This is a genomic window from Kitasatospora sp. NPDC023118, from assembly GCF_055560875.1.
Genome location: NZ_JBVHHW010000010.1, coordinates 79002 through 103786 on the forward strand (window position 1 = coordinate 79002; position 24785 = coordinate 103786).

19 protein-coding genes and 2 riboswitches are annotated in these 24785 nt (G+C 73.1%); of the genes, 11 read left to right on the top strand and 8 right to left on the bottom strand.

Annotation, left to right across the window (positions count from 1 at the left end):
* Window positions 1-143: 143 nt before the first annotated feature.
* Complete coding sequence (locus tag ACZ3UD_RS15145; protein WP_465586514.1) at window positions 144-674, top strand: DUF6624 domain-containing protein; 531 nt, start codon at window positions 144-146, stop codon at window positions 672-674.
* 111 nt (window positions 675-785) lie between these two features.
* On the top strand, window positions 786-2213 hold the full coding sequence (locus ACZ3UD_RS15150) for an aldehyde dehydrogenase family protein (protein WP_465586516.1): 1428 nt from the start codon (window positions 786-788) through the stop codon (window positions 2211-2213).
* Between the two features lie 100 nt (window positions 2214-2313).
* Here ACZ3UD_RS15150 and ACZ3UD_RS15155 read toward each other — a convergent pair whose 3' ends face one another.
* Complete coding sequence (locus ACZ3UD_RS15155) at window positions 2314-3780, bottom strand: glycine hydroxymethyltransferase (RefSeq protein ID WP_465586518.1); 1467 nt, start codon at window positions 3778-3780, stop codon at window positions 2314-2316.
* Window positions 3781-3800: 20 nt separating this feature from the next.
* Window positions 3801-3915, bottom strand: a riboswitch (ZMP/ZTP riboswitch).
* 455 nt (window positions 3916-4370) lie between these two features.
* Between ACZ3UD_RS15155 and ACZ3UD_RS15160 the strand changes: the two genes are divergently transcribed.
* Entirely contained in the window at window positions 4371-4829 is a 459-nt protein-coding gene (locus ACZ3UD_RS15160; protein ID WP_465586520.1) for a cytidine deaminase family protein, read from the top strand.
* 182 nt (window positions 4830-5011) lie between these two features.
* Window positions 5012-5575 (top strand): EF-hand domain-containing protein, encoded by a 564-nt coding sequence (locus ACZ3UD_RS15165; RefSeq protein ID WP_465586522.1) that lies wholly within the window; start codon window positions 5012-5014, stop codon window positions 5573-5575.
* A 331-nt stretch (window positions 5576-5906) separates the two neighbouring features.
* On the opposite strand, the gene ACZ3UD_RS15170 is transcribed toward ACZ3UD_RS15165, so the two are convergent.
* Window positions 5907-6482 carry a TetR/AcrR family transcriptional regulator gene (locus tag ACZ3UD_RS15170; RefSeq protein WP_465586525.1) on the bottom strand — a complete coding sequence of 192 codons (576 nt, stop codon included), beginning with the start codon at window positions 6480-6482 and terminating at the stop codon, window positions 5907-5909.
* Between the two features lie 169 nt (window positions 6483-6651).
* Between ACZ3UD_RS15170 and ACZ3UD_RS15175 the strand changes: the two genes are divergently transcribed.
* Window positions 6652-7260: a dihydrofolate reductase family protein gene (locus tag ACZ3UD_RS15175; protein WP_465586528.1), complete on the top strand. Its 609-nt coding sequence runs from the start codon at window positions 6652-6654 to the stop codon at window positions 7258-7260.
* Here ACZ3UD_RS15175 and ACZ3UD_RS15180 read toward each other — a convergent pair.
* Window positions 7211-8254: an EamA family transporter gene (locus ACZ3UD_RS15180; protein WP_465586530.1), complete on the bottom strand. Its 1044-nt coding sequence runs from the start codon at window positions 8252-8254 to the stop codon at window positions 7211-7213. The genes ACZ3UD_RS15175 and ACZ3UD_RS15180 overlap by 50 nt on opposite strands.
* Before the next feature lie 133 nt (window positions 8255-8387).
* Between ACZ3UD_RS15180 and ACZ3UD_RS15185 the strand changes: the two genes are divergently transcribed.
* From ACZ3UD_RS15185 to ACZ3UD_RS15200, 4 genes are all read left to right on the top strand, one after another.
* Entirely contained in the window at window positions 8388-8864 is a 477-nt protein-coding gene (locus tag ACZ3UD_RS15185) for a gamma-glutamylcyclotransferase family protein (protein ID WP_465586532.1), read from the top strand.
* A gap of 211 nt (window positions 8865-9075) precedes the next feature.
* Window positions 9076-10314, top strand: a complete 1239-nt coding sequence (cbiE, locus tag ACZ3UD_RS15190; protein WP_465586535.1) for a precorrin-6y C5,15-methyltransferase (decarboxylating) subunit CbiE — start codon at window positions 9076-9078, stop codon at window positions 10312-10314.
* Window positions 10311-11072, top strand: a complete 762-nt coding sequence (gene cobM, locus ACZ3UD_RS15195; protein WP_465586538.1) for a precorrin-4 C(11)-methyltransferase — start codon at window positions 10311-10313, stop codon at window positions 11070-11072. Before cbiE ends, cobM begins: the two co-directional genes overlap by 4 nt.
* Window positions 11069-11842: a cobalt-precorrin-6A reductase gene (locus ACZ3UD_RS15200; protein ID WP_465586541.1), complete on the top strand. Its 774-nt coding sequence runs from the start codon at window positions 11069-11071 to the stop codon at window positions 11840-11842. Before cobM ends, ACZ3UD_RS15200 begins: the two co-directional genes overlap by 4 nt.
* A gap of 143 nt (window positions 11843-11985) precedes the next feature.
* On the opposite strand, the gene ACZ3UD_RS15205 is transcribed toward ACZ3UD_RS15200, so the two are convergent.
* The gene (locus tag ACZ3UD_RS15205) at window positions 11986-13515 is read right to left on the bottom strand and encodes a UDP-N-acetylglucosamine 1-carboxyvinyltransferase (protein ID WP_465586544.1); all 1530 of its coding nucleotides are present in this window, start codon (window positions 13513-13515) and stop codon (window positions 11986-11988) included.
* A 161-nt stretch (window positions 13516-13676) separates the two neighbouring features.
* Window positions 13677-14822 carry a cobalt-precorrin-5B (C(1))-methyltransferase gene (locus ACZ3UD_RS15210; RefSeq protein WP_465586547.1) on the bottom strand — a complete coding sequence of 382 codons (1146 nt, stop codon included), beginning with the start codon at window positions 14820-14822 and terminating at the stop codon, window positions 13677-13679.
* 348 nt (window positions 14823-15170) lie between these two features.
* Here ACZ3UD_RS15210 and ACZ3UD_RS15215 point away from each other — a divergent pair, with 348 nt between their 5' ends.
* Window positions 15171-16910 carry a TIGR03767 family metallophosphoesterase gene (locus tag ACZ3UD_RS15215; RefSeq protein ID WP_465586549.1) on the top strand — a complete coding sequence of 580 codons (1740 nt, stop codon included), beginning with the start codon at window positions 15171-15173 and terminating at the stop codon, window positions 16908-16910.
* A 145-nt stretch (window positions 16911-17055) separates the two neighbouring features.
* Here ACZ3UD_RS15215 and ACZ3UD_RS15220 read toward each other — a convergent pair whose 3' ends face one another.
* Genes ACZ3UD_RS15220 through ACZ3UD_RS15230 form a run of 3 tightly spaced genes read right to left on the bottom strand, consistent with a single transcriptional unit; the run spans window position 17056 to window position 20413 of the window.
* Window positions 17056-18573 carry a precorrin-2 C(20)-methyltransferase gene (locus ACZ3UD_RS15220; protein WP_465586551.1) on the bottom strand — a complete coding sequence of 506 codons (1518 nt, stop codon included), beginning with the start codon at window positions 18571-18573 and terminating at the stop codon, window positions 17056-17058.
* Window positions 18570-19196, bottom strand: coding sequence for a precorrin-8X methylmutase (locus ACZ3UD_RS15225; protein ID WP_465586553.1), 627 nt, complete (start codon window positions 19194-19196; stop codon window positions 18570-18572). The genes ACZ3UD_RS15220 and ACZ3UD_RS15225 overlap by 4 nt, the downstream gene beginning before the upstream one ends.
* A complete protein-coding gene (locus ACZ3UD_RS15230) occupies window positions 19193-20413 on the bottom strand; it encodes a hypothetical protein (RefSeq protein WP_465586556.1) in 1221 nt (406 codons plus the stop codon). Before ACZ3UD_RS15230 ends, ACZ3UD_RS15225 begins: the two co-directional genes overlap by 4 nt.
* Before the next feature lie 279 nt (window positions 20414-20692).
* A riboswitch (cobalamin riboswitch) is annotated at window positions 20693-20778 on the top strand.
* Window positions 20779-20932: 154 nt separating this feature from the next.
* Here ACZ3UD_RS15230 and cobN point away from each other — a divergent pair.
* Window positions 20933-24718 carry a cobaltochelatase subunit CobN gene (gene cobN, locus ACZ3UD_RS15235; protein WP_465586558.1) on the top strand — a complete coding sequence of 1262 codons (3786 nt, stop codon included), beginning with the start codon at window positions 20933-20935 and terminating at the stop codon, window positions 24716-24718.
* Window positions 24719-24785 lie beyond the last annotated feature (67 nt).

Consider the following 24785-nt stretch of genomic DNA (forward strand, 5'->3'; position numbering starts at 1 on the left):
GCCGGGCGACTGGCGTACATCCATTCTGTGCCACCGACTGTGCCGTGTCACCAGTCCAAGGAATGATCTTCGTCGCGGTTTCCGCACCTACGGTGGTGGCGGGCGGCCCGACCAGAGGGCCCGGAAGCGAGGAGCGGATCGACATGACGGCAGTGCAGCAGGACCAGACTGACAGTCAGAATTCCGTTTTCGCGGCAGAGTTGATCGCGATGATGGCCGAGGACAGCGCCCACGCCCGGCTGGCGAACAGTCCGGACCTGGCCGAACAGGCCGTCTGGCGGCGGCTCACCGCCCGGCACGGCGACCGGCTCGCGGAGATGATGGCCGAGCGCGGCTGGCCGACCGAGCAGCGCGTCGGCGCCGAGGCGGCCCGGGCGGCCTGGCTGGTGGCGCAGCACGCTGACCGTCAACTCGACGTCCAGCGACGGGCGGTGGCGTTGATGACGGAGGCCGTGGCGAGCGGCGCGGCGAGCGCCCGGGACCTGGCGTTCCTGCAGGACCGGCTGGCCGTCAACGAGGGGCGCGAGCAGCGCTACGGCACCCAGATCGGCGCGGTAGCCGACGGCCGTCCGGTGCCGTGGCCGTGCGAGGACCCGGAGCGGCTGGACGAGCGCCGCGCGGAGGTCGGGATCGAACCGTTCGACGAGTACACCGCGCGGTTCGCCCCGAGGTAACCGCCCGGCCCACCCGACCGGATTGGCTCTTGCGCGCGGCCGCTCGGCCGCCTTGACTGACCTTTGACCAGCACTGTTGGTCAAGCGGCCGACCAGCTGAGAGGACGATCTGTGCAGGAGTACGCGGAGTACGGCGACCAGTACATCGACGGCGCCTGGCGGCCCTCCGGGGACTCCGGGTCGATCGCCGTACTGGACCCGGCCACCGAGCGGGTGATCGCCACCGTGCCGGCGGGCGGGGCGGCCGACGTCGACGCCGCGGTGGCGGCGGCCCGCCGGGCGGCCCGGGGGTGGGCTGCCACCACCCGCGAGGAGCGACTCACGCTGCTGACCCGGCTGCGGGACGGGATCGCCGCCGCCCAGGGGGAGATCACCTCGACCGTGGTCGCCGAGTTGGGCGCCCCGGTCGGCTTCGCCGGGGCCGTGCACGCCGGGCTGCCGCTGGCCGTGGCCACCTCCTACCTGACCCTGCTCGCGGAGCACCCCTTCGAGGAGCGGATCGGCAACTCGGTGGTGCTCGCCGAGCCGGCCGGGGTGGTCGCGGCGATCACGCCGTGGAACTACCCGCTGCACCAGATCGTGGCCAAGGTCGTCCCGGCGCTGGCGGCCGGCTGCCCCGTGGTCCTCAAGCCGGCCGAGGACACCCCGCTGGTGGCCCGGCTGTTCGCCCGCCTGGTGCACGAAGTCGGTTTCCCGGCCGGCGTGTTCAACCTGGTCACCGGTACCGGCGCGGTGGCAGGTGCGGCGCTCGCGGCGCACCCGGAGGTCGACGTGGTGTCGTTCACCGGGTCCACCGCGGTCGGCCGGCAGGTCGCCGAGACGGCCGGGCGCGGTCTGAAGCGGGTCGCCCTGGAGCTGGGCGGCAAGTCCGCCAACGTGGTGCTGCCGGGCGCCGACCTGGTCCGCGCGGTCAACGTGAACGTCGCCAACGTCTTCGCCAACTCGGGCCAGACCTGCAGCGCCTGGACCCGGCTGCTGGTGCACCAGGACCAATACGAGGAGGCGGTCGCGATCGCGGCCAAGGCCGCCGAGAAGTACGTCCCGGGCGACCCGACCGACCCGCAGACCCGGATCGGCCCGCTGGTCAACGCCAGGCAGCTGGACCGGGTGCGCGGCTACCTGGACAACGCGGTGGCCGAGGGCGCCCGGGTGGTGGCCGGCGGCCCGGAGCCGCTGCCCGAGCTGCCGGCCGGCTTCTACGTCCGCCCCACCGTACTCGCCGACGTCACCCCGGAGATGACGGTGGCCCAGGAGGAGATCTTCGGCCCGGTGCTGTCGATCCTCCCCTACCGGGACGAGGACCACGCCGCCGAGATCGCCAACGGCACGGTCTACGGCCTGGCGGGCGGCGTCTGGGCCGCGGACACCGACACCGCCGCCGCCTTCGCCCGCCGCCTCGACACCGGCCAGGTCGACCTGAACGGCGGCCGGTTCAACCCGATGGCGCCGTTCGGCGGTTACAAGAGCTCCGGCCTCGGCCGTGAACTGGGCCGGCACGGGCTGGAGGAGTTCCTGCAGTACAAGTCGCTGCAGTACTGACCGGGTTGGACCGGAGCGACACCGACCGGGTGGGACCGGCACCGCACCGAGCGGACTGGGCCGGGGCTGCCGAACCGGGATTCGGCAGCCCCGGGTCGGGTCAGACCAGGTCGACGCCCGGGTAGAGCGGGAACGGCGCGAGCAGGTCGGCGGCGCGCTTGGCGACGCCGTCCCGCAGGGACTCGTCGAGAACGTAATTCGCCTTGGACGGACTGCCGTTGGCCCCAGTGACGGGGGCGGTGGCGCGTAGCACGGTGTCGATCAGGGCGGCGATCTCGTCCATCTCGGCGACGCCCAGGCCGCGGGTGGTCAGGGCCGGGGTGCCCAGGCGCACGCCCGAGGTGTACCAGGCGCCGTTCGGGTCCAGCGGCACGGAGTTGCGGTTGGTGACGATGCCCGACTCCAGCAGCGCCGCCTCGGCCTGACGGCCCGTCAGGCCATGGCCGGAGACGTCGGCGAGCACCAGGTGGTTGTCGGTGCCGCCGGTGACCAGCTTGCCGCCGCGGCGCAGCAGGCCCTCGGCGAGTGCCTGGGCGTTGTCGACCACGGCGCGGGCGTAGGCCCGGAACTCGGGACGGCGGGCCTCGGCGAGGGCGACGGCCTTGGCGGCCATGACGTGCGAGAGCGGGCCGCCGAGCACCAACGGGCAGCCGCGGTCGACGTGTTCGGCCAGCTCGGCGGTGCTGAGCACCATGCCGCCGCGCGGGCCGCGCAGGGACTTGTGGGTGGTCGTGGTGACGATGTGGGCGTGCGGCACCGGGTCGTGGTCGCCGGTGAGCACCTTGCCCGCGACCAGGCCGGCGAAGTGCGCCATGTCGACCATCAGGGTCGCGCCGACCTCGTCCGCGATCTCGCGCATCTTGCGGAAGTTCACCAGCCGCGGGTAGGCCGAGTAGCCGGCCACCAGGATCAGCGGGCGGAACTCGCGGGCGGTCTCGCGCAGCGCGTCGTAGTCGATCAGGCCGGTGGCCGGGTCGGTGCCGTAGCTGCGCTGCTCGAACATCTTGCCCGAGATGTTGGGCCGGAAGCCGTGGGTGAGGTGGCCGCCGGTGTCCAGGGACATGCCGAGCATGCGCTGGTTTCCGAACTCCTGGCGCAGCTCGGCCCAGTCCTGCTCGGTGAGGTCGTTGACGTTGCGCACCTTGGCCCGCTCCAGGGCCGGGCTCTCGACCCGCTGGGAGAGGACGGCCCAGAAGGCGGTGAGGTTGGCGTCGATGCCGGAGTGCGGCTGGACGTAGGCGTGTTCGGCGCCGAACAGCTCACGGGCGTGCTCGGCGGCGATGGCCTCGACGGCGTCGACGTTGCGGCAACCGGCGTAGAAGCGGCGGCCGACGGTGCCCTCGGCGTACTTGTCGCTGAGCCAGTTGCCCATGGCGAGCAGGACGGCCGGGGAGGCGTAGTTCTCGCTGGCGATCAGCTTGAGCGAGGCGCGCTGGTCCGCCAGCTCCTGGCCGATGGCGGCGGCGATCCGCGGTTCGACGCCGGCCACGACGTCCAGGGCGCTGCGGAAGGCGGTGTCGGCCGCGGGGGCGGCGGCGGTGTGGGGTGTCTGCTCGGGCTGGGCCATGGCGGTCTCCTGGCGGGGATGCGGGCGGCCCAGGCGCTCGGCAACTCGACGTGCGGATCCACGTCGACGTGAGGATTCACGGGACCGCTTCCCGATGGTTTATTCCACCCGTACGCGCCAGTCGCGGTCCGCCGGGATCGTATCAACAGCGCGGGGACTGGGGCGGAGCCTCTCAGAATGCGGTACGGCCGGTCCACTTCGGGCCGCATTTGTCCGTTCTTCGGTTCATTCTTCTGTAACGCCCGTGTTGCGGTGAAATGAAGCCGCCGCAATTCCCGAAACGGTCCGGAAGGGATTCCTCCGGTGTGCCTTCCGACAGCCGCCTCCGGCCGAAAGGTGATCGGCTTGGACTCGGCGCTGGTCCGGCGATTCGACCCCGGCTTGCCGAGATTCCCGGCCCGGACCGGGAGCTGCCGGCGGCGGTGCACCGAGTCGGCCTTCAGGACTGGTCGGCGGGCTCGCGGTCGACGGCCAGGCCGGTGAGGCACCAGGGGCGCAGCCGGAACGGGCCTGCGCGAGGGGTTGGCACGATCAGGGGCGGGGCGGTCATGATCGAAGCATGCCAGGTTCGAGCAGAAAGGACTAGCACTGTGGCCGACATCGATCACGCGGCAGTCGATGAGGAGCTCGTCGCGGCGGCCCGGGCGGTGGCCGAGCGGTACTCGCGGGGCGACAACCACAGCGTCGCGGCGGCCGGGCGCAATGCCGACGGGCGGATCGTCACGGCCGTGAACGTCTACCACTTCACCGGCGGCCCGTGCGCGGAGCTGGTGCTCATCGGGGCGGCGGCCGGGCAGGGGGCGTACGACCTGACCACGGTGGTGGCGGTCGCCGACCAGGGGCGCGGGGTCGTGCCGCCGTGCGGGCGCTGCCGTCAGGTGCTGCTGGACTACTTCCCCACGGCGGGGGTCATCATCGAGCGGGACGGGCGACTACACACCCTGCCGGTGCTGGAGCTGCTGCCGGAGGCGTACATCTGGGCCGACCACCGGGACGACCGAGCGGGGGTGACTGGGCCGGTGACTGGGCCGGTGACTGAGCGGGGGTGACTGGGCTGGGGGGCGATGCGCCGCCTTCGCCCGCCGTTCTCCTGCGCGAGGTTCGGCTGCGCGAGGTTCGGCTGCGCGAGGTTCGGCTGCGCGAGCGCGGCTCAAGGCGTTAGCGTGCTGGCGACGTGACATCGCCTGCACGCGGCCCTGGAGCTGCGGAAATCGCCACCGAAGGGGGCACATTGTCGGACGACCTGCTCATCGCGAAGATCAATCACGGCTTCGACCACCTCGACGCCGACGGGGACGGTCTGCTCACCGAGCGGGACCACGTGCTGATGGGCCACTCGGTGGCCCGCTCTCTCGGCCACCAGGAGGGCTCGGAGGCCGAGGCCGTCATCGTCCGCGCCTACCTGACGATCTGGCACGACCTGCACCTCGCCGGAAAGCCCACCGGGACGGAGGCGATCACGCGCGAGCAGTTCATCGCCTCGACCGGCGCACTCGCCGACGACCCGGAGGCCGCCCGGGAGATCCTGGGCGCGCTCGCCGAGGCCTTCCTCGCCGTGGCCGACGCCGACCGCAGCGAGACAGTGGACGCCGGCGAGTTCTTCGTCTTCCAGCGCGGCCACTTCGCCGGGCTCTGCCGGGACGACGCCGACGAGGCCTTCCGCCACCTCGACCTCGACGGGGACGGAACGCTGTCGGCGGCCGAGTTCACCAGCGCGATCATCGAGTTCTGGACCAGCCGTGACCCGGAGGCCCCGGGGAACTGGTGGACGGGGAAGCCGCCGTACGCGTTCTGACCCGTTCCACCCCCGTGCCACCCCCGTGCCGACCTGCGGATGCCGACCGAGCCCCGGCCCGCCAGTCGGCCGGCCCGGGGCGGTCGGCATCGCGCGCAGCGAGCGGACCTGTAACTTTCCTACAGTGGTGGGTGATTGGCTTCGCGGGCTGATGGGAGGCCGAGGCGGCACCGGTCAACGAGGCCGAGCCCGCCGTCCACGTCCTCCGGCCCGCGGAGTCGGAGTTCGGCGAGCGCGATCCGGAGCTGCCCGCAGTGAGCGTGTCGGCCTGGGCACAGCGTCCACGTTCTCCTCGCCCTGACGGGTCGCGGTTCGGGGCGGGTCGCCCCGGTCAGCCGGCCGGGACGATCCGCTCGACGATGGTGTCGATCAGCGCGGGGAGACCATCGGTGCCCAACACCTCGGGCAGGGTGAGGTGTTCGAGGATCAGGCCGGTCATGGCGAGGTAGAGGACGACGACGGTCTCGCGGCCGCCGGGGATGCCCTCGTCCAGGTGGTAGGCGATGTTGGCCTCCAGTTCGTCCCGGATGGTACCGGTGAGCTGGGCCCGCAGCTCGGGGCGACGGGTCGCCTCCAGGCGCATTTCGAGCATGGCGAGGTAGCCGGCCCGGTCGGCGGCGATGCGGCGGATCAGGTCGTGCATCAGGGCCGTGACCAGCGCGCGGTCGCGGGGGGCGCGCAGCAGCTCGGCGAGGATCGCCGGGTCGGGGGTGAGCCGCTGGTGGATGTGCCGGGCGGTCTGGTGGAGCAGGTGGTCCCGGTTGGCGAAGTAGTTGGAGGCCGTGCCGTTGGGGACACCGGCCTGGACGTCGACCGCACGGAAGGTGAGACCGCGGGCGCCCTCTCGGGCGAGGACCTCGATGGCGGCGTCGGCGAGGGCGGCGCGACGGGCGGGGTTCTGGACCATGGGCCGATTCTCTCTCCTGCGCCTTCGGGCGCCTTCAGGGGTTCGGGCTGGGGCTCGGGCAACCCTTGCAACCACTACGATCGAAGTACTATAACTGGAGTGGTTGAGGGGGTGGGCCGAACCGGCCCGCGCCGCCAACCGATCCCGTTCCTCGATCCCAAGGACCTGTATGCGCAAGCTCAGCTACTTCATCGGCGCCACCATCGACGGCTTCATCGCGGCCCCGGACGGCAGCTACGACTTCTTCTTCCCGTTCGTCACCGAGGACTACGCCCCGACGCTGTTCGCCGAGTACCCCGAAACCGTCGCCACCCCCGGCCGTACGGCGGTCGGCATCGCGGAAGCGCCCAACAAGCTCTTCGACACCGTGCTCCAGGGGCGCGGCAGCTACGACGCCGGGCTGGCCATCGGACTCACCAGCCCGTACGCCCACCTGCGGCAGATCGTCTTCTCCCGCACGCTGGAGTCGAGTCCGGACCCGGCGGTGGAGGTCACCACCGAGGACCCGCTGAGCGTCGTCCGCCGGCTCAAGCGGGAGGACGGCCTCGGTATCTGGCTCTGCGGGGGCGCCGACCTGGCCGGTCAGCTGCTGCCCGAGATCGACGAGCTGATCATCAAGCAGTACCCGGTGGTGGTCGGGTCGGGCATCCCGATGTTCCGCGCGGGCTTCGAGCCGCGCGCCTTCACGCTCACCGACAGCCGGATCTTCGAGCGCGGGAACGTCATCCTCACCTACGCGCGGACGTCGCCTTCGCCGGACGCCCCGGCCGCCGGCTGACGCTCACCACCAGGCAGACGCCGACCACCACGATCGCCCCGCCCGCCAGGGTCGGGCCGGTCAGCGGCTCGGCCAGCACCAGCCAGCCCAGCAGTACGGCGACCACCGGGTTCACGTACGCGTAGGTGGCGACCAGGGTCAGCGGGGCCGAGCGCAGCAGCCAGGCGTACGCGGTGAAGGCCAGCAGCGAACCGAACAGCACCAGGTAGACGAGGGCCAGCCAGGACCGGCCGGAGACGGCCGCAAGGTCGAATCCGCGCTGCTCACCGCGGACCAGTCCGATCAGCAGATTGCAGAAGCCGCCGGCCAGCATCTGGTACGCGCTCGCGGCGAGCACGTTGCCCGGCATCGGGATTTTCTTGCTCGCGAACGAGCCGGTGGCCCAGGTCAGCGTGGCGCAGATGATCAGGATCACGCCCAGCGGCTCGACGGACCCGCCGATCGCGGGGGCGGACAGCACGCCGAGGCCGACCAGGCCGAGCAGCACCCCGGCGAGCTCGGCCCGCTTCGGGCGCTCGCCACCGCCGAAGGCCGTCAGCACCACCATCCACAGCGGGACGGCGGCCACCAGCAGGGCAGCCAGGCCGGAGGGGACGGAGGTCTCGCCCAGCACCACCAGGCCGTTGCCTCCGGTCAGCAGCAGCACGCCGACCAGAGCGGCGGAGGCCAGCTGGCGTCCGCCCACCCGCAGACCGGCCGGGCCTTGGCGGACCAGCAGGTAGCCGACCAGCAGCAGGCCGGCGGTGAGGAAGCGGGCGGCGGCGGAGAGGAAGGAGGGCATCGTCTCCACAGCGATCCGGATCGCCAGGTAGGTCGAGCCCCAGACGACGTAGACCACTCCGAGGGCCAGCCACACGGCGCCGCCGAGGCGGGCGGTCCGCTTGGCGGCGGGGGTGTCGGGGACGGTGGGGGCTATGGGGGCGGTGGAGCTTGCGGGGGTGGCGGGGGTGCTGCCGGGGGTGGTTGCCGGTTGGGAGGAGGCGGGCGGTGTCATGTATGTCCCCCTTGGACGCTGCTGGCCGAACATCCGATATGACAGCGCATGGGGAGCCCGCTGCGCCAGTGGGTATCACGAATCGGGCAACAAGACGTACCGTGGGCGCTCCCTCAGCAAGGAGGTCGAACCCGTGTCCGCGCCCGAGGAGGCCCCGCCGGTTGTGGAGGCCCTGCCGTTCTTCGTGTACGGCACGCTGCGCAGCGGCGGCCGCAACCACGCCGCCCACCTGGCCGGGCGCTGTGCCGAGATCCGTCCGGCGGTGCTGGACGGCGCGGCGCTGCACGCGGGCCCGGGGTTCCCGTACGCGGTGCCCGACCCGACGCCGGGGCGGCGGATCGTGGGCGAGCTGATCACCGTGCGGCCGGGCGCGTATGCCGGGACGCTCGCCGCGCTGGACGAGTTGGAGGAGTGCCGGACGGATGGGACGGGACTGTACGTACGGCGGCGGCTGGCGGTGCGGACGGCGGCGGGCGAGCTGCGGGAGGCCTGGGTGTACCTCGCCGGGCCGGCCGCCGAAGCGCGGCTGCGGGGACGGCCGGCGCTGATCGCTTCGGGGGACTGGGCGGACAGGCGAGGGGGCGGGGGCCGGCTGACGGCTGACGGCTGACGGCTGACGGCTGACGGCTGACGGCTGACAACTTTCAGCGGACAGCTTTCAGCGTTCGAAATCTGAAATCTGTTAGCTGAAATCTGTTCGCCGCCAGCCGTCACCCCCCGGCCGTGACCTCGCCGCAGAGCGGCCGCAAACGGCCAGGTAGGCTGCCCCGGCTGGTGAGATCCACTACGCACTGGCCCGCCGAACGACGAGGAGCCACCCGGTGCCCGAGCTGCCCCATCCGATCACCGTCGTCGGGATCGGGGCCGACGGCTGGCCCGGTCTCGCCGCCACCTCCCGCGCCGCGCTGCAGTCCGCCGAGGTGGTCATCGGCGGCCCCCGGCAGCTGGAGCTGCTCCCCCACGATGCGGTCACCGCCGAGCGCGTCCCCTGGCCGTCCCCTCTGCGCCCGGCCGTCCCCGGACTGCTCGCCGCCCACGCCGACCGCCGCGTCGCCGTCCTGGCCAGCGGCGACCCGATGTTCTACGGCATCGGACGCACCCTCGCCGAGACCGTCGGAGCCGAGCGGCTGCGCGTGCTGCCGCACCCCTCCTCCGTCTCCTACGCCTGCGCCCGGCTCGGCTGGCCGCTGGAGGCCACCGAGGTGATCAGCCTGGTCGGCCGCCCACTGGACACCCTCGCGCTCGCCCTCCACCCCGGCCACCGCCTGCTGGTGCTCAGCGCCGACGCCGCCACCCCGGCCGCCGTCGCCGCGCTGCTCACCGAACGCGGATACGGCACCGCCCGCCTGCACGTCCTCGAACAGCTCGGCTCCTCCGCCGAGCGCCGGCTCGACGGCCCCGCCGACGGCTGGCCGCACCCGGCTGGCGACCCGCTGAACGTCATCGCGGTCGAACTCGGCGACGGCCCCCGCAGCTCCCTCGTCCCCGGCCTGCCCGACGCCTCGTACGAGAGCGACGGCCAGCTCACCAAGCGGCACGTGCGCGCCGCCACCCTCGCCACGCTCGCCCCGTCCCCCGGCGAACTGCTCTGGGACGTCGGCGGCGGCTCCGGCTCGATCGCCGTCGAGTGGCTGCGCGCCCACCGCGACTGCCAGGCCGTCAGCATCGAACGCGATGCCGTCCGGGCCGAGCGCATCGCCCGCAACGCCGCCGCGCTGGGCGTCCCCCGGCTACGCGTGGTGACCGGCCCTGCCCCGGCCGCGCTCGCCGAACTCCCCACCCCCGACGCCGTGTTCATCGGCGGCGGCCTCACCGCGCCCGGCCTGCTGGACAGTTGCTGGGCCGCGCTTCGCCCCGGCGGCCGGCTGGTCGCCAACACCGTGACCCTGGAGTCCGAGGCGCTGCTCACCGAGTGGTACCGGCGCCACGGCGGGGAACTCGTCAAACTCGCCGTCGCCCACGCCGTCCCGGTGGGCGGCTTCACCGGGTGGCGGCAGGCCATGCCGGTCACCCAGTGGTCCGCCGTCAAGCCCAACCCCCCTCAGGAGGACGCCTCGTGACCGTCTACTTCATCGGAGCCGGCCCGGGCGCCGCCGACCTGATCACCCTGCGCGGCCAGCGCATCCTGGCCCGTGCCGAGGTCTGCCTCTACGCCGGCAGCCTGGTCCCGCGCGAGCTGCTGGACGAGTGCCCGCCCGGTGCCCGGCTGATCGACACCGCACAGCTCAACCTGGACCAGATCATCGCCGAGCTGATCGCCGCGCACCAGGCCGGCCAGGACGTGGCCCGGCTGCACTCCGGCGACCCGTCCGTCTTCTCTGCCGTCGCCGAGCAGATGCGCCGCCTGGACGCAGCCGGCGTCCCGTACGAGGTGGTCCCCGGCGTGCCCGCCTTCGCCGCCGCCGCGGCCGCGCTGAAGCGGGAGCTGACCGTGCCGACCGTCGGCCAGACCGTGATCCTCACCCGGATCGCCAAGCGCGCAACCCCCATGCCCGAGGGTGAGGACCTCGCCACCCTGGGCCGCAGTGGCGCCCTGCTGGTGCTGCACCTGGCCGCCGGGTACGTGGACGACGTGGTCGAGCAGTTGCTCCCCCACTACGGCGCCGACTGCCCGACCGCGGTGGTCGCGATGGCCAGCCGCCCCGACGAGCTGGTGCTGCGCGGCACGCTCGCCGACATCGCCGAGCAGGTCAAGGCGGCGGGCGTGGTCCGCACCGCCGTCATCCTCGTCGGCCGGACGCTCGCCGCCGAGCAGTTCCGCGACAGCCACCTCTACTCGGCGGACCGCGAGCGCCCGCACGAGCCCTGCGGCGCATGACCCGGCACGTCCTGATCCTCGGCGGGACCACCGAGGGGCGTGCGCTGGCCGCCGCCCTCGTCCCGTCCTCGCGCAGGGTCACCAGCTCACTGGCCGGCCGGATCGCCCAACCCCGGCTGCCCGCCGGGGAGGTGCGGATCGGCGGCTTCGGCGGCCCGGACGGGCTGGCCGCCTGGCTGCGCGCCGAGGGGGTGGACGCCGTGGTCGACGCCACCCACCCCTTCGCCGCCGGGATCTCGGGCAACGCCGCCCTCGCGGCGGCCGCCACCGGCGTGCCGCTGCTGGTGCTGCGCCGCCCCAGCTTCACGCCAGTCGACGGCGACCGCTGGCACCCCGTCCGCTCGCTCGCGGCGGCCGCCGAACTGCTGCCGGGCCTGGGGCGGCGCGTCTTCCTCACCAGCGGCCGCCAGGGCATCGGCGCCTTCGCCCACCTCGACGGGATCCACTTCCTCGCCCGCTCGGTGGACCCGCCCGAGCCCCCGCTGCCACCCTCGCTCGAAGTCCTGCTGGACCGCGGCCCGTTCACCCTCGACGGCGATCGGGCGCTGCTGCGCGAGCACCGCATCGACGTACTGGTCACCAAGGACAGCGGCGGCGCCGCGACCGCGCCCAAACTCACCGCCGCACGCGAACTCGGCCTGCCCGTGGTCGTGGTGGAACGTCCGCCGGTGCCGGAGGGCGTACCACTCGCCCAGGACGTCGAGGGGGCGCTGCACTGGCTGGAACAGCTCGACTCCGGCTCGGCGCCCAAGTCGGTGTCCAGCCGGTGACATTGCCGGGTGGCCCGACCGGCCGCCCGGCACGATGGCCCGATGACCGATGACCAGCGCGCCACCACCCTGCGTACCGCCGACGAACGGGCCACCCTGACGAACTTCCTGGACCACCAGCGCGGGGGCATGGTGACGACACGTCAGATGTCGCGGAAGGTCTCGATCTGGGCGCCGATCGAGTTGAGGCGCTCGGCGAGGTCCTCGTAACCGCGGTTGATGACGTAGACGTTGCGCAGGACGGAGGTGCCCTGGGCGGCGAGCATCGCCAGCAGGATGACCACGGCCGGGCGCAGCGCGGGCGGGCACATCATCTCGGCGGCGCGCCAGCGGGTGGGACCCTGGACCAGCACGCGGTGCGGGTCCAGGAGCTTGACGTCCGCGCCGAGTCGGGTCAGCTCGGTGAGGTAGATCGCGCGGTTGTCGTAGACCCAGTCGTGGATCATCGTGGTGCCGTGCGCGGCCGCGGCGATGGCGGCGAAGAACGGCACGTTGTCGATGTTGATGCCGGGGAACGGCATCGGGTGGATGGTGTCGATCGGCGCGGTCAGCTTGGACGGGCGCACGGTGAGGTCGACCAGGCGGGTGTGGCCGTTGTGGGCCGGGTACTCGGGGGTCCGGTCGTAGTCGAGGCCCATGCCCTCCAGCACCGCGAGCTCGATCTCCAGGAACTCGATCGGTACCCGGCGGATCGTCAGCTCGGAGGAGGTGACCACGGCGGCGGCGAGCAGGCTCATCGCCTCCACCGGGTCCTCGGCCGGGGTGTAGTCGACGTCGCAGGTGATCTGCGGGACACCGTGGACGGTGAGGGTGGTGGTGCCGATGCCCTCGATCCTGACGCCCAGCTTCTCCAGGAAGAAGCAGAGGTCCTGGACCATGTAGTTGGGCGAGGCGTTGCGGATGACGCTCACGCCGTCGTGCCGCGCGGCGGCCAGCAGGGCGTTCTCGGTGACGGTGTCCCCGCGCTCGGTCAGCACGATCGGGCGGTCCAGCGGGACGCCGGGCTCGACCGAGGCGTGGTAGGCGCCGCCGGTGGTGGCGACCTCCAGGCCGAAGCGGCGCAGCGCGGTCAGGTGCGGCTGGACGGTGCGGGTGCCGAGGTCGCAGCCGCCCGCGTACGGGATGGCGAAGCGCTCGGCGCGGTGCATCAGCGGGCCGAGGAACATCAGCACGCTGCGGGTGCGGCGGGCGGCCTCGACATCCATCGCGGCGAGGTCGAGCTCGGCCGGCGGGGTGAGTTCGAGGTCGCGGCCCTCGTTGATCCAGCGGCTCTTGACGCCGATGCTGGTGAGCACTTCGAGGATGCGGTAGACCTCTTCGATCCGGGCGACGCTGCGGATCGTGGTGCGGCCGGTGGTCAGCAGCGAGGCGCAGAGGATCGCCACGCAGGCGTTCTTGCTGCTGCGGACGTCGATCGCGCCGGAGAGCCGGGTGCCGCCGGTGACCCGCAGGTGCATCGGGCCGGAGTAGCCGAGGGAGACGATCTCGCTGTTGAGGGCATCGCCGATGCGGGCGATCATCTCAAGGCTGACGTTCTGCTTGCCCTGTTCGATGCGGTTGACCGCGCTCTGGCTGGTGCCGAGTGCCTCTCCGAGCTGCGCCTGGGACCAGCCGCGGTGCTGGCGCGCGGTACGGATGAGGGTGCCGATACGGGTGAGGTAGTCGCCTGTCACTCGGCAGACCATATCTCATGGTTGAGATCGCGACAGAATCAAGGCCGGGCATGACGCCGCTTTTGTCCGTTTATCTCCCCGCATGAGTGTCAGATCTTCACATCACCGCGCAATATTGCTGAGCTTCTGCTGCACCGGCGCTGCGCTCAACTCGACGCCGTTCAGGGCCCGAACGGTTCCGCCCGGCCGACGATGGTGCCCGCGCGGTCGATGCAGATGACGTCCACCGCGACCGGTGAGCCCCGCAGCACGTCCAGCGCCGTCACCCGGGCCGCCTCGGCGACCAGGTCCCCGAGCGGCACCCCCGCCGCCCGGCACAGCTGCACCGCCTCCAGCCCGGTGTTGGCCGCCGCCACCGCCTCGGCCAGCGCCTCGTCCGCCCCACCTCGCCAGGCCAGTTCGGCCAGGTAGCCCTTGTCCACCTGGGAGCGCGCCGAGTGCAGGTCCAGGTGGCCGTAGGCGAGCTTGGACAGCTTGGCGAAGCCGCCCGCGATGGTCAGCCGGGGCACCGGGTGGCGCTTGAGGTACTTGAGGACGGCCCCGGCGAAGTCGCCCATGTCGAGCAGCGCGTCCTCGGGCAGTCCGTGCACCGCGACGGCGACCTTCTCCGAGGTCGACCCGGTGCAGCCCGCCACGTGCGTGCGCCCGGCCGCCCGGGCCACGTCCACGCCGCGCCGGATCGAGTCGATCCAGGCCGAGCAGGAGTAGGGGACGACGATCCCGGTGGTACCGAGGATGGACAGGCCGCCGAGGATGCCCAGGCGCGGGTTCCAGGTCGAGCGGGCGATCTCCTCACCGTGGTCGACGGAGACCTCGACCACCACGTCCCCGCTGCCGCCGTGTGCCGCCGCCACCTCGGCCACGGCGTCCCGAATCATCTGCCGGGGCACCGGGTTGATCGCGGGCTCGCCGACCGGCAGCGGCAGGCCCGCCTTGGTGACCGTCCCGACCCCGGGACCGGCCCGGAACACCACTGCGGCGCCGGGTTCGCCGGCCCGTACGGTCGCGCGGATCAGCGCACCGTGGGTGACGTCGGGGTCGTCGCCGGCGTCCTTGACCACCCCGGCCATGGCGCTGACCGGCCGGCCGTCGGAGGTCTCCAGTTCCTCGGCGGCGAGGGCGAAGGCGGGCTGCTGGCCCTTGGGGAGGGTGATGGTCACCGGGTCCGGGAACTCGCCGGTGAGCAGCGCGGTGTAGGCAGCCTTGGTGGCGGCGGTGGCACAGGCGCCCGTCGTCCAGCCGTGCCGCAGGCCGCTGCTCTTCAGCTGGCCGGCCCGGCCTCCCGCCCCGGCTCCCGCTACGGCCACCTGCGCCCCACTTCCGAACTTCCGAACGTCCGAGCGTCGGACCGCGCTCGCGCGCCGTCCCGCTTGTCCCGGCGGCCGCACCGGCCGTCGCCGCCGATTTTCCCCCATCCGTCCGGCGCCGCCCCGACCGGGGTGGCGGTCCGCACCCGGACCGGGCCACCGCGCGCGAGCTGCGCAGCAGGCGACGCCCCCCGTTCCCGAGAAGTTCTCCGCACGGGCCTAACACCCTGCGCCTACCCGTGGGTAATCTGGCGGTCTGCCAGAAGTGCGGGTTCATGACACTCAAGTCCGGTAGACGGGGCGCTCGCCCGGCCGGGCCGTCAGTATGTGGGGGTTTTTGTGGCAGGGATGAGACGTCGTACGTTCCTCACGGGTACGTCGGTGGCCGCCGCCTGGTCGGCCCTGTCTCTGGGCGGCGCCCAGTTCGCCTCGGCCGCGGCGCGCGATCAGGCGCTGGCGACCACGGCCGCGCGGGCGGTCAAGGTCACCGGCACCACCCTGGAGCAGGTGGCCACGCCGGTCGGCACCGGCTCCTACAAGCGGCTGACGGCCGGACCGGGCTGGCCGCTGATGGTGCGCGGGGACCTCGCGGCGCCGGGCGCCGGGCGGGACGACCGCCGCACCGGGCTGGCCAGCTTCGTCCAGTTCAGCGACCTGCACCTGGTGGACACCGAGTCCCCGGTGCGATTCGAGTACCTGGCCAAGTTCAACGACAGCGCCTACCGGCCGCAGGAGACCCTGAACGCCCGCGGGGTGTCGGCCCTCGTCGAGCGGGTCAACTCGCTCGACGGCGGGCCCTACACCGGGATGCCGTTCAGCATGGTGATGGCCACCGGGGACAACACCGACAATCACGAGCTGGCCGAACTCGACTGGTACCTCACGGTCATGGGCGGTGGACGACTGGCCCAGAACACCGGCGACCTCAGCCGCTACGAGGGCGTCCAGAACTCCGGCAACTCGGCCTACTGGAACCCCGAACTCGCCTACAGCGACGGCTACAAGGCGAAGGGCTTCCCGCAGATACCCGGCTTCCTCGCCGCCGCCGGCCGGCCCTTCGACGCACCGGGCCTGCGCACCCCCTGGTACACCACGGTCGGCAACCACGACGACAGCATCGAGGGCTCGCTGCCCGACTTCGGGCTGCTGAACGACCTCTACACCGGCGAGTACAAGCTGGAGGGCTGCGACGACGCGACCGCGGCCCAGCTGATGGACTCGCTGCGCCGCGACCCGGCGGGCGCCGTGCTGTTGCTCGCCAAGCTGCTCGCCAGCGGCGAGGCGGTGCGCCGGGTGACCCCGGACGAGCGCCGACACCCGTTCACGCTCAAGGAGTTCGCCAAGGCCCACCTCAACCCGGCCGTCACCGGCGCGGGTCCGTACGGGCACGGCTTCACCTCGGACATGGTGAGCAGCGGCAAGCTCTACTACACCTTCCGGATCTCGGAGAAGGTGGTCGGCATCAGCCTGGACACCACCAACCAGGCCGGATTCGCCGACGGCTCCCTGGGCACCGCGCAACTGCGCTGGCTGGAGCAGCAGTTGAAGGCGCACAGCGGGCACTGGTACGACCCCAACGGGAACCGGGTGACGGGCGGCAGCACCGACGACGTGATCCTGGTCTTCAGCCACCACACCAGCGGCTCGATGGGCAACCTGCTGCCGGACCCGCGCAACATCTTCGAGAAGCGGCACGACGGCAACGAGCTGGTCGCCCTGCTGCAGCGCTACCCGAACGTGGTCGCGTGGGTGAACGGGCACACCCACATGAACAAGATCACGGCGCACGGCCACCCGCTGCCGGAGCGGGCGTTCTGGGAGATCAACACCGCTTCGCACATCGACTACCCGCAGCACGGGCGCATCATCGAGATCGCGGACAACGGGGACGGCACGCTCTCCCTGTTCACCACGCTGATCGAGTCCTCCGCGCCGTACGGGACGGACTTCGGCAGCACCTCGGACGCCAACCTCGCGGCACTGTACCGCGAGCTGTCGTACAACGACCCCAACGGGAGGGTCTCGGCGCTGCTGGGTTCCGGGGAGGACCACAACACCGAGTTGTTGATCACCAAGCCGACTCGGTGACACACCCGGCAGCAACAGCTGACAGCTGACAACTGACAGGTAAAGGCGAACAGAAAACAGATGACAGCTAACAGATGACGAAATCTGTTAGCTGTCATCCGTCAGTCGTGCGTAGCAGGCGGCGGGCGCCGTCAGCGGCCCACCGTCACGCCTCCGGGTACCGCCGAGGCGTCCAGACGACCTCCACGCCGCCGCCCCGCTCGACCGCCTGGGTCTGCGAGGAGCCGATCAGCAGGATCGTCCGCATGTCGACCAGCGCCGGGTCCAGCTCACCCAACCGCACGATCCGGATCCGCTCGGTCGGCCCACCGACGTCGCGCGCCATCACCACCGGGGTCTCCGGCGCGCGGTACTCCAGCAGCAGGTCCCGGGCCAGGCCGACCTGGGTGGTGCGGGACTTCGAGCCCGGGTTGTACAGCGCGAGCACCAGGTCCGCCTCGGCGGCGGCGCGCAGCCGCTTCGCCACCGCGTCCCAGGGCTTGAGCCGGTCCGACAGCGAGACCGTCGCGTAGTCGTGCCCCAGCGGGGCCCCCGCCCGGGAGGCCGCCGCGTGCGCGGCGGTCATCCCGGGGAGCACCCGTACCGGCACGTCCCGGTACGCCTCCTCGCAGGCGACCTCCAGCACCGCGGTGGCCATCGCGAAGACGCCCGGGTCGCCCGAGGAGACCACCGCGACCCGGTGCCCGCGCCGGGCGAGCTCCAGGGCGAACTCGGCTCGCTCCGACTCCACCTTGTTGTCCGAGCCGTGCCGCCGCTGCCCCGGCCGCTCCGGCACCCGATCCAGGTAGGTGGTGTAGCCGACCAGGTCGGTGGCCTCGGCCAGCGCACCGCGCGCCTCGGGGGTGAGCCAGAGCGGCCCGGCCGGCCCGGTGCCGACCACGGTCACACTGCCCATACCGTCCGACAGCCGCACGGTCGGCTCCAGCGGCGCGACCTTGCTCGGCAGCACCGCCACCGAGAAGTACGGGACGGTCTCGCCGTCGACCTCCGCGAGCGGCGCGACGCGCTCCCCGGCCATGAAGGCGCGCTCGACGTACTGGGCGTCCTCGAGTCGCCCGGCCCGCTCCAGCGCCCGCCGGACGGTCGGGAAGGTGCGCCCCAGCTTCATGATCACGGCGGAGTCGGCGGCGGCGATCCGCGCCGTCAGCTCCTCCTCGGGCAGCGTGCCCGGGATGACGGTGAGCGTCTCCTCGGCCTCGGTCAGCGGCTGACCGAGCCGGGCCGCCGCCGCGCTGACCGAGGTCACGCCGGGCACCACCTCGGTCGGGTAGCGGTGTGCGAGCCGCTTGTGCATGTGCTGGTACGAGCCGTAGAACAGCGGGTCGCCCTCGGCGAGGACCACCACGTCGCGCCCGGCGTCCAGGTGGGCGGCCAGCCGGGCGGCGGCCTCCTCGTAGAACTCGTCCAGCGCGCCCCGGTAGCCGCCCGGGTGGTCGGTGGTCTCCACGGTGAGCGGGTAAACCAGCTTCTCCTCGATCTGACCACCCGTCAGGTACCGTTCGGCGATCGAGCGCGCGATGGAGCGGCCGTGCCGGGCGCTGTGGTACGCCACCACGTCGGCCTTGCCGATGAGCTCGGCGGCGCGGACGGTCACCAGCGAAGGGTCCCCCGGGCCGAGGCCGACGCCGTACAGTCGACCGGCGACGATCTGATGCTGCGTCACTCTTCTTCGCTCGCAATCGCGTTGACGGCCGCTGCCGCGATCGCGCTGCCGCCGCGTCGACCACGCACCACCAGGTGCTCCAGGCCGGACGGGTGCTCGGCGAGGGCCTGCTTGGACTCGGCGGCGCCGATGAAGCCGACCGGGACGCCGATCACCGCGGCCGGGCGGGGCGCGCCCGCCTCGATCATCTCCAGCAGCCGGAACAGCGAGGTCGGCGCGTTGCCGACGGCGACCACCGCGCCCTCCAGCCGGGGCAGCCACAGCTCCATGGCGGCCGCGCTGCGGGTGTTGCCCATCTTCCGGGCGAGTTCGGGCACCGACGGGTCGGTGAGGGTGCAGACCACCTCGTTGTCGGCGGGCAGCCGCTTGCGGGTGACGCCGCTGGCGACCATGTTGACGTCGCAGAGGATAGGCGCACCGGCGTGCAGCGCCGCGCGCGCCGAGGCGACCACGCCGGGCGAGTACACCAGGTCCTCGACCAGGTCGACCATTCCGCAGGCGTGGATCATCCGCACCGCGACCTGGGAGACGTCCGCCGGGAGGGCGGCCAGATCGGCCTCCGCGCGGATGGTGGCAAAGGACTGGCGGTAGATGGACGCGCCGTCCTTCTCGTACTCGATCAATTCGTGGTCCTCCTGGCCTCTGCAACCGCCTCGGCCATCTCCTCGTTCCTCACGTCCGCGGGAGCGCCCGCGGACGTGGCCGGCCCGTTCACCGTCACCCGGTAGCCGTGCCCCGTGGCGAGCACGTCCACCCACCGCCCGGCCGGATGGCCGCAGCGCCGTTCACAGCCCGACCAGTGCACGGGCAGTCCGCCGGTCCCCGCCTCCAACGCCCGCGCGGCGTCCGCCCGGACGTCGGCCAGTGACTTGGCGCAGCCCGGCAGCCCGGTGCAGGCGGTGGCCCGCTCCCAGGCCGAGCCGGGCGCGGTACGGAAGCCTGCGGCTTCCAGCGCGGGCAGCCGGTCGGCCGGGGCGCCGGGCAGCACCGCGCCGCGCCAGGGTGTCAGCCGCAGCTCGCCGGCGGAGGCGGCGACCAGCGCGCGCCACTGCGCGGCGCTCGCCCGCCCGAAGCGCATGCCCACCGAGAGCCCGCCGGGCAGCGCGCCGACGACGGGCGCCGCGCCGGTGGCGGAGGGCAGCGGCAGCGTGCCGACGGGCAGCAACTCGGGCACCTCGCGCAGGTGCCAGGCCTTGCGGCCGCTGGTGCGCAGCGCGTCCAGGAAGGTGCGGGCGGCGTCCAGGACGGCCGTCACCTCCTGCCCGGGCTCGACCGGGTGTCCGGCGGCGGCGCGCCCGAGGCGCAGCACGGCGGGCCCGTCCGAAGCTGCGATCAATGTCACATCGGCGTCGAGCGCGGCAACGTCGCCCCGCCCGTCGTCCAGCGCGAACAGGAACTTGCCGGAGAGTGCGGCCGCCCAGTCGCTCGCGCACAGCCGCGCGTCCAGTTCCCGTACCCAGGCCTGCACATCGGCCGAGTCGGCCGGGCCCAGCCCCGCCAGTGGCGAGGCGACGATGTTGCGCACCCGCTCGTGGGTGTCCGAGGGCAGCAGGCCGACGGCGCGCAGCCGGTCGGCGAGTTCGGCGCCGCAGTCCGAGGCCAGGCCGCGGAGTTGGACGTTTCCGCGCGAGGTGGTCTCCAACTCGCCGTCGCCCAGGGCCTCGGAGGCCTCGGCCAGGGCCAGCGCCTGACGACCCGTCAGCAGACCGCCGGGCAGGCGGACCCGGGCGAGGGCGCCGTCGTCGGCCTGGTGCAGACGAAGTGCCCCGGGGCAGGCGTCGGCGCGCCCCCGGTCGGGCACGGCGGCGCCCGGCGCGGTGGCGTCGGGTGTCGGTGGCATGGCGGCGAGCATACAGATGATCCGATCGGTTGCCTCCGTCCGCTGCATCACACTCGGCGTCACCCGGAGGCACACCCGGCGTCACCCCGCAGCGCTGCCGGCTCACGCCCCGCCCTCGCGCCCGATCGCGTGCCGGGTCGTTCCCAGCCGCCGCGCCCGCCCGAACGCCGCCCCCGCGCCGGACGTGGCGGAGCTCGCCCTCCCCCAGGTCAGCCGCACCCCGTACGATGCTGCCGGGCGGTCCCAGCGGACCGTCCGCACGCCAGCGACGGCGCAGGGGAGGAAACCGGTGCAAGCCCGGTGCGGTCCCGCCACTGTGACCGCGGCTCACCGGGAGACCGGTCGGCCGCGGGAGCCAGGAACTCCCGCCGTCCTCCACCGGCCCGGGGCGCGGACCCCGAGGAAGGCAGAAATGCACCCCCGCTGTCGCATGCCCGCGCCCGCGTCCCCGGCCACCACCGCGGCCACCCTGGCCACCACGGCCACCCTGGCCACCGACGAGGCCGGGAGGGCCTTCGCATGATCCTGCTGCTGTCGACGTCCGACACCGACCTGCTCAGTGCCCGCGCTTCGAACGGCCCCGTCCCGTACCGACTCGGCAACCCGGCCCGGCTGTCCCCCGAGGACCTGCCCGCGCTGCTGGAGGACACCGAGCTCGTGGTGGTCCGCCTGCTCGGCGGGCGGCGCGCCTGGCAGGAGGGCCTGGACGCGCTGCTGGCCGGCCCCCGTCCGGTGGTCGTGCTGACCGGTGAACAGGCCCCCGACGCCCAGCTGATGGAGCTGTCCACCGTTCCGGCCGGCATCGCCGCCGAGGCGCACGCCTACCTCGCCCACGGCGGCGCGGCCAACCTGGCCGAGCTGGGCGCCTTCCTCTCCGACACCGTGCTGCTGACCGGCCACGGCTTCGCCCCGCCCGCCTCCGCCCCGGCCTGGGGCCCGCTGGAGCGCGAGGCACCCAGCAACAGTGACCGCAGTAACGAAGGCCCGACGGTGGCGGTGCTCTACTACCGCGCCCACCACATGAGCGGCAACACCGCCTTCGTGGAGACGCTCTGCCAGGCGATCGAGGACCGGGGCGCCCGGGCCAGGGCCTACTACTGCGCCTCGCTGCGCGGTGCCGAGCCCGAACTGCTGGCCGCGCTCGGCGAGGCCGACGCGATCGTCACCACCGTGCTGGCCGCCGGCGGCACCCGCCCGGCCGATGCCCAGGCCGGCGGCGACGAGGAGGCCTGGGACGCCGGCGCACTCGCCGCCCTGGACCGCCCGATCCTGCAGGCGCTCTGCCTCACCTGGTCGCGCGCCCAGTGGGAGGCCAGTGACGACGGCCTCTCCCCGCTGGACACCGCCACCCAGGTCGCGGTGCCGGAGTTCGACGGCCGCCTGATCACCGTCCCGTTCTCCTTCAAGGAGCTGGACGAGGACGGCCTGACCGTCTATGCCGCCGACCCGGAGCGCGCCGCCCGCGTCGCCGGCACCGCCGTCCGGCACGCCCTGCTGCGCCACACCCCGGCCGCCGAGCGCCGCCTCGCGCTGGTGCTGTCCGCCTACCCGACCAAGCACGCCCGGGTCGGCAACGCCGTCGGCCTGGACACCCCGGCCAGCGCGGTCCGCCTGCTGGACCGGCTGCGTGCGGAGGGCATGGACCTCGGGGACGACCTCCCCGGCTTCAACACCGACGCCGCCCCGCCCCGAGCCGAAGGGCCCGCCGGTGCCGAGAAGGTGGGCCCCTCCTGCCCGAGGGCGGGCAAGGAGGGCGAGCGAGGGAGCGACGGAGGAGCGAGGGAGCGACGACCGTCGGCGCCGGATGACGAGGGCCCGGACGCCAGCGGGCGAGTCACAGCCGGCCACGAGGGCGACGCGCTGATCCACGCCCTGATCGCCGCCGGCGGCTACGACCAGGACTGGCTGACCGAGGACCAGCTGGCCCGCAACCCGGTCCGCATCCCCGCCGCCGACTACCGCCGCTGGTACGCCACGCTCCCCCAGGCCCTGCGCGAGCAGGTCGAGGAGCACTGGGGCCCGGCCCCCGGCGAGTTGTACGTCGACCGCTCGCAGAACCCGGACGGCGACATCGTGCTGGCCGCGATCCGCTCCGGCAACCTGCTGGTGCTGATCCAGCCGCCGCGCGGCTTCGGCGAGAACCCGGTCGCCATCTACCACGACCCCGACCTGCCGCCGAGCCACCACTACCTGGCCGCCTACCGCTGGATCGAGGCCGCGCAGGAGGACGGCGGCTTCGGTGCCCACGCCGTCATCCACCTCGGCAAGCACGGCAACCTGGAGTGGCTGCCCGGCAAGACCGCCGCGCTGTCCGCCGAGTGCGGCCCGGACGCCGTCCTCGGCGACCTGCCGCTGATCTACCCCTTCCTGGTCAACGACCCGGGCGAGGGCACCCAGGCCAAGCGCCGCGCCCACGCCACCCTGGTCGACCACCTGGTGCCGCCGATGGCCCGCGCCGACTCCTACGGCGACATCGCCCGGCTGGAGCAGCTGCTCGACGAGCACTCCAACATCGCCGCGATGGACCCGGCCAAGCTGCCCGCGATCCGCGCCCAGATCTGGACCCTGATCCAGGCCGCCAAGCTGGACCACGACCTCGGCCTCGACGAGCGCCCCGAGGACGACGGCTTCGACGACTTCCTGCTGCACGTCGACGGCTGGCTCTGCGAGGTCAAGGACGCCCAGATCCGCGACGGTCTGCACGTCCTCGGCCAGGCCCCGGCCGGCACCGACCGGGTCAACATCGTGCTCGCCATCCTGCGCGCCCGGCAGATCTGGGGCGGCGTCAGCGCGCTGCCCGGCCTGCGCGAGGCGCTCGGCCTGGACGAGGCCGCGCTCACCCTCGGTGCCACCGACGCGGCCGAGGCGCAGGCCCGCGCCCTGGTCGAGGCGATGGAGGCGCAGGACTGGGCGCCCGAGGCGGTGGAGAAGGTCGCCGCCGGGCTGCCGGAGGCCGTCCGCGAGGTGCTGACCTTCGCCGCCACCCAGGTGGTGCCGCGCCTGGCCGCAACCACCGACGAGCTGGACGCCGTACTGCACGCGCTCCAGGGCGGCTTCGTTCCGGCCGGGCCGTCCGGCTCGCCGCTGCGCGGCCTGGTCAACGTGCTGCCGACCGGCCGCAACTTCTACTCCGTCGATCCGAAGGCCGTCCCCAGCAAGCTCGCCTGGGAGACCGGCCAGGCGCTCGCCGCCTCGCTGATCGAGCGCTACCGGGCCGACAACGACGGCGCCTACCCGCCCTCGGTCGGGCTCTCGCTCTGGGGCACCAGCGCGATGCGAACCGCCGGTGACGACATCGCCGAGGCCTTCGCGCTGCTCGGCGTCCGACCGGTCTGGGACGACGCCTCGCGCCGGGTCACCGGCCTGGAGCCGATCCCGCTGGACGAGCTGGGCCGCCCGCGCATCGACGTCACGCTGCGCATCTCCGGCTTCTTCCGGGACGCCTTCCCGCACGTGGTCGCCCTGCTGGACGACGCGGTGCGCCTGGCCGCCGCCCAGCAGGAGGCCGACTCGGACAACTTCGTCCGGGCCCACGTGCAGGCCGACCTCGCGGTGCACGGCGACGAGCGCAAGGCCACCGTCCGCGTCTTCGGCTCCCGCCCGGGCACCTACGGCGCGGGCCTGCTCCAGCTGATCGACAGCCGGGACTGGCGCACCGACGCCGACCTGGCCGAGGTGTACACGGTCTGGGGCGGCTACGCGTACGGCCGCGGGCTGGACGGGCGCCCGGCGCGCGAGGAGATGGAGACCGCGTACAAGCGGATCACCGTCGCCGCGAAGAACACCGACACCCGCGAGCACGACATCGCCGACTCGGACGACTACTTCCAGTACCACGGCGGCATGGTGGCCACCGTCCGCGCCCTCACCGGCAAGGCACCGACCGCCTACATCGGCGACTCGACCCGCCCGGAGACGGTCCGCACCCGCACCCTGACCGAGGAGGCCGCCCGCGTCTTCCGCGCCCGGGTGGTCAACCCGCGCTGGATCGAGGCGATGCGCCGCCACGGCTACAAGGGCGCCTTCGAGATGGCCGCGACGGTCGACTACCTGTTCGGCTACGACGCCACGACGGGCGTGGTCGCGGACTGGATGTACGAGAAGCTGACCCAGGAGTACGTCCTCGACCCGGTCAACCGGGAGTTCCTGGCCGACGCCAACCCGTGGGCGCTGCACGGGATCAGCGAGCGCCTGTTGGAGGCGGCCAGCCGCGGGCTGTGGGAGCGGCCCGACCCGGAGCTGATCCAGCAGTTGCAGGCCGCGTTCCTGGAGACCGAGGGTGACCTGGAGGGCGACGAGGGCTGATCTGCCGAGTGGTATGAAGCCACCGTGTTCGAAACGTGGTGTTCCCGTCATCCATTCGGGTGACGGG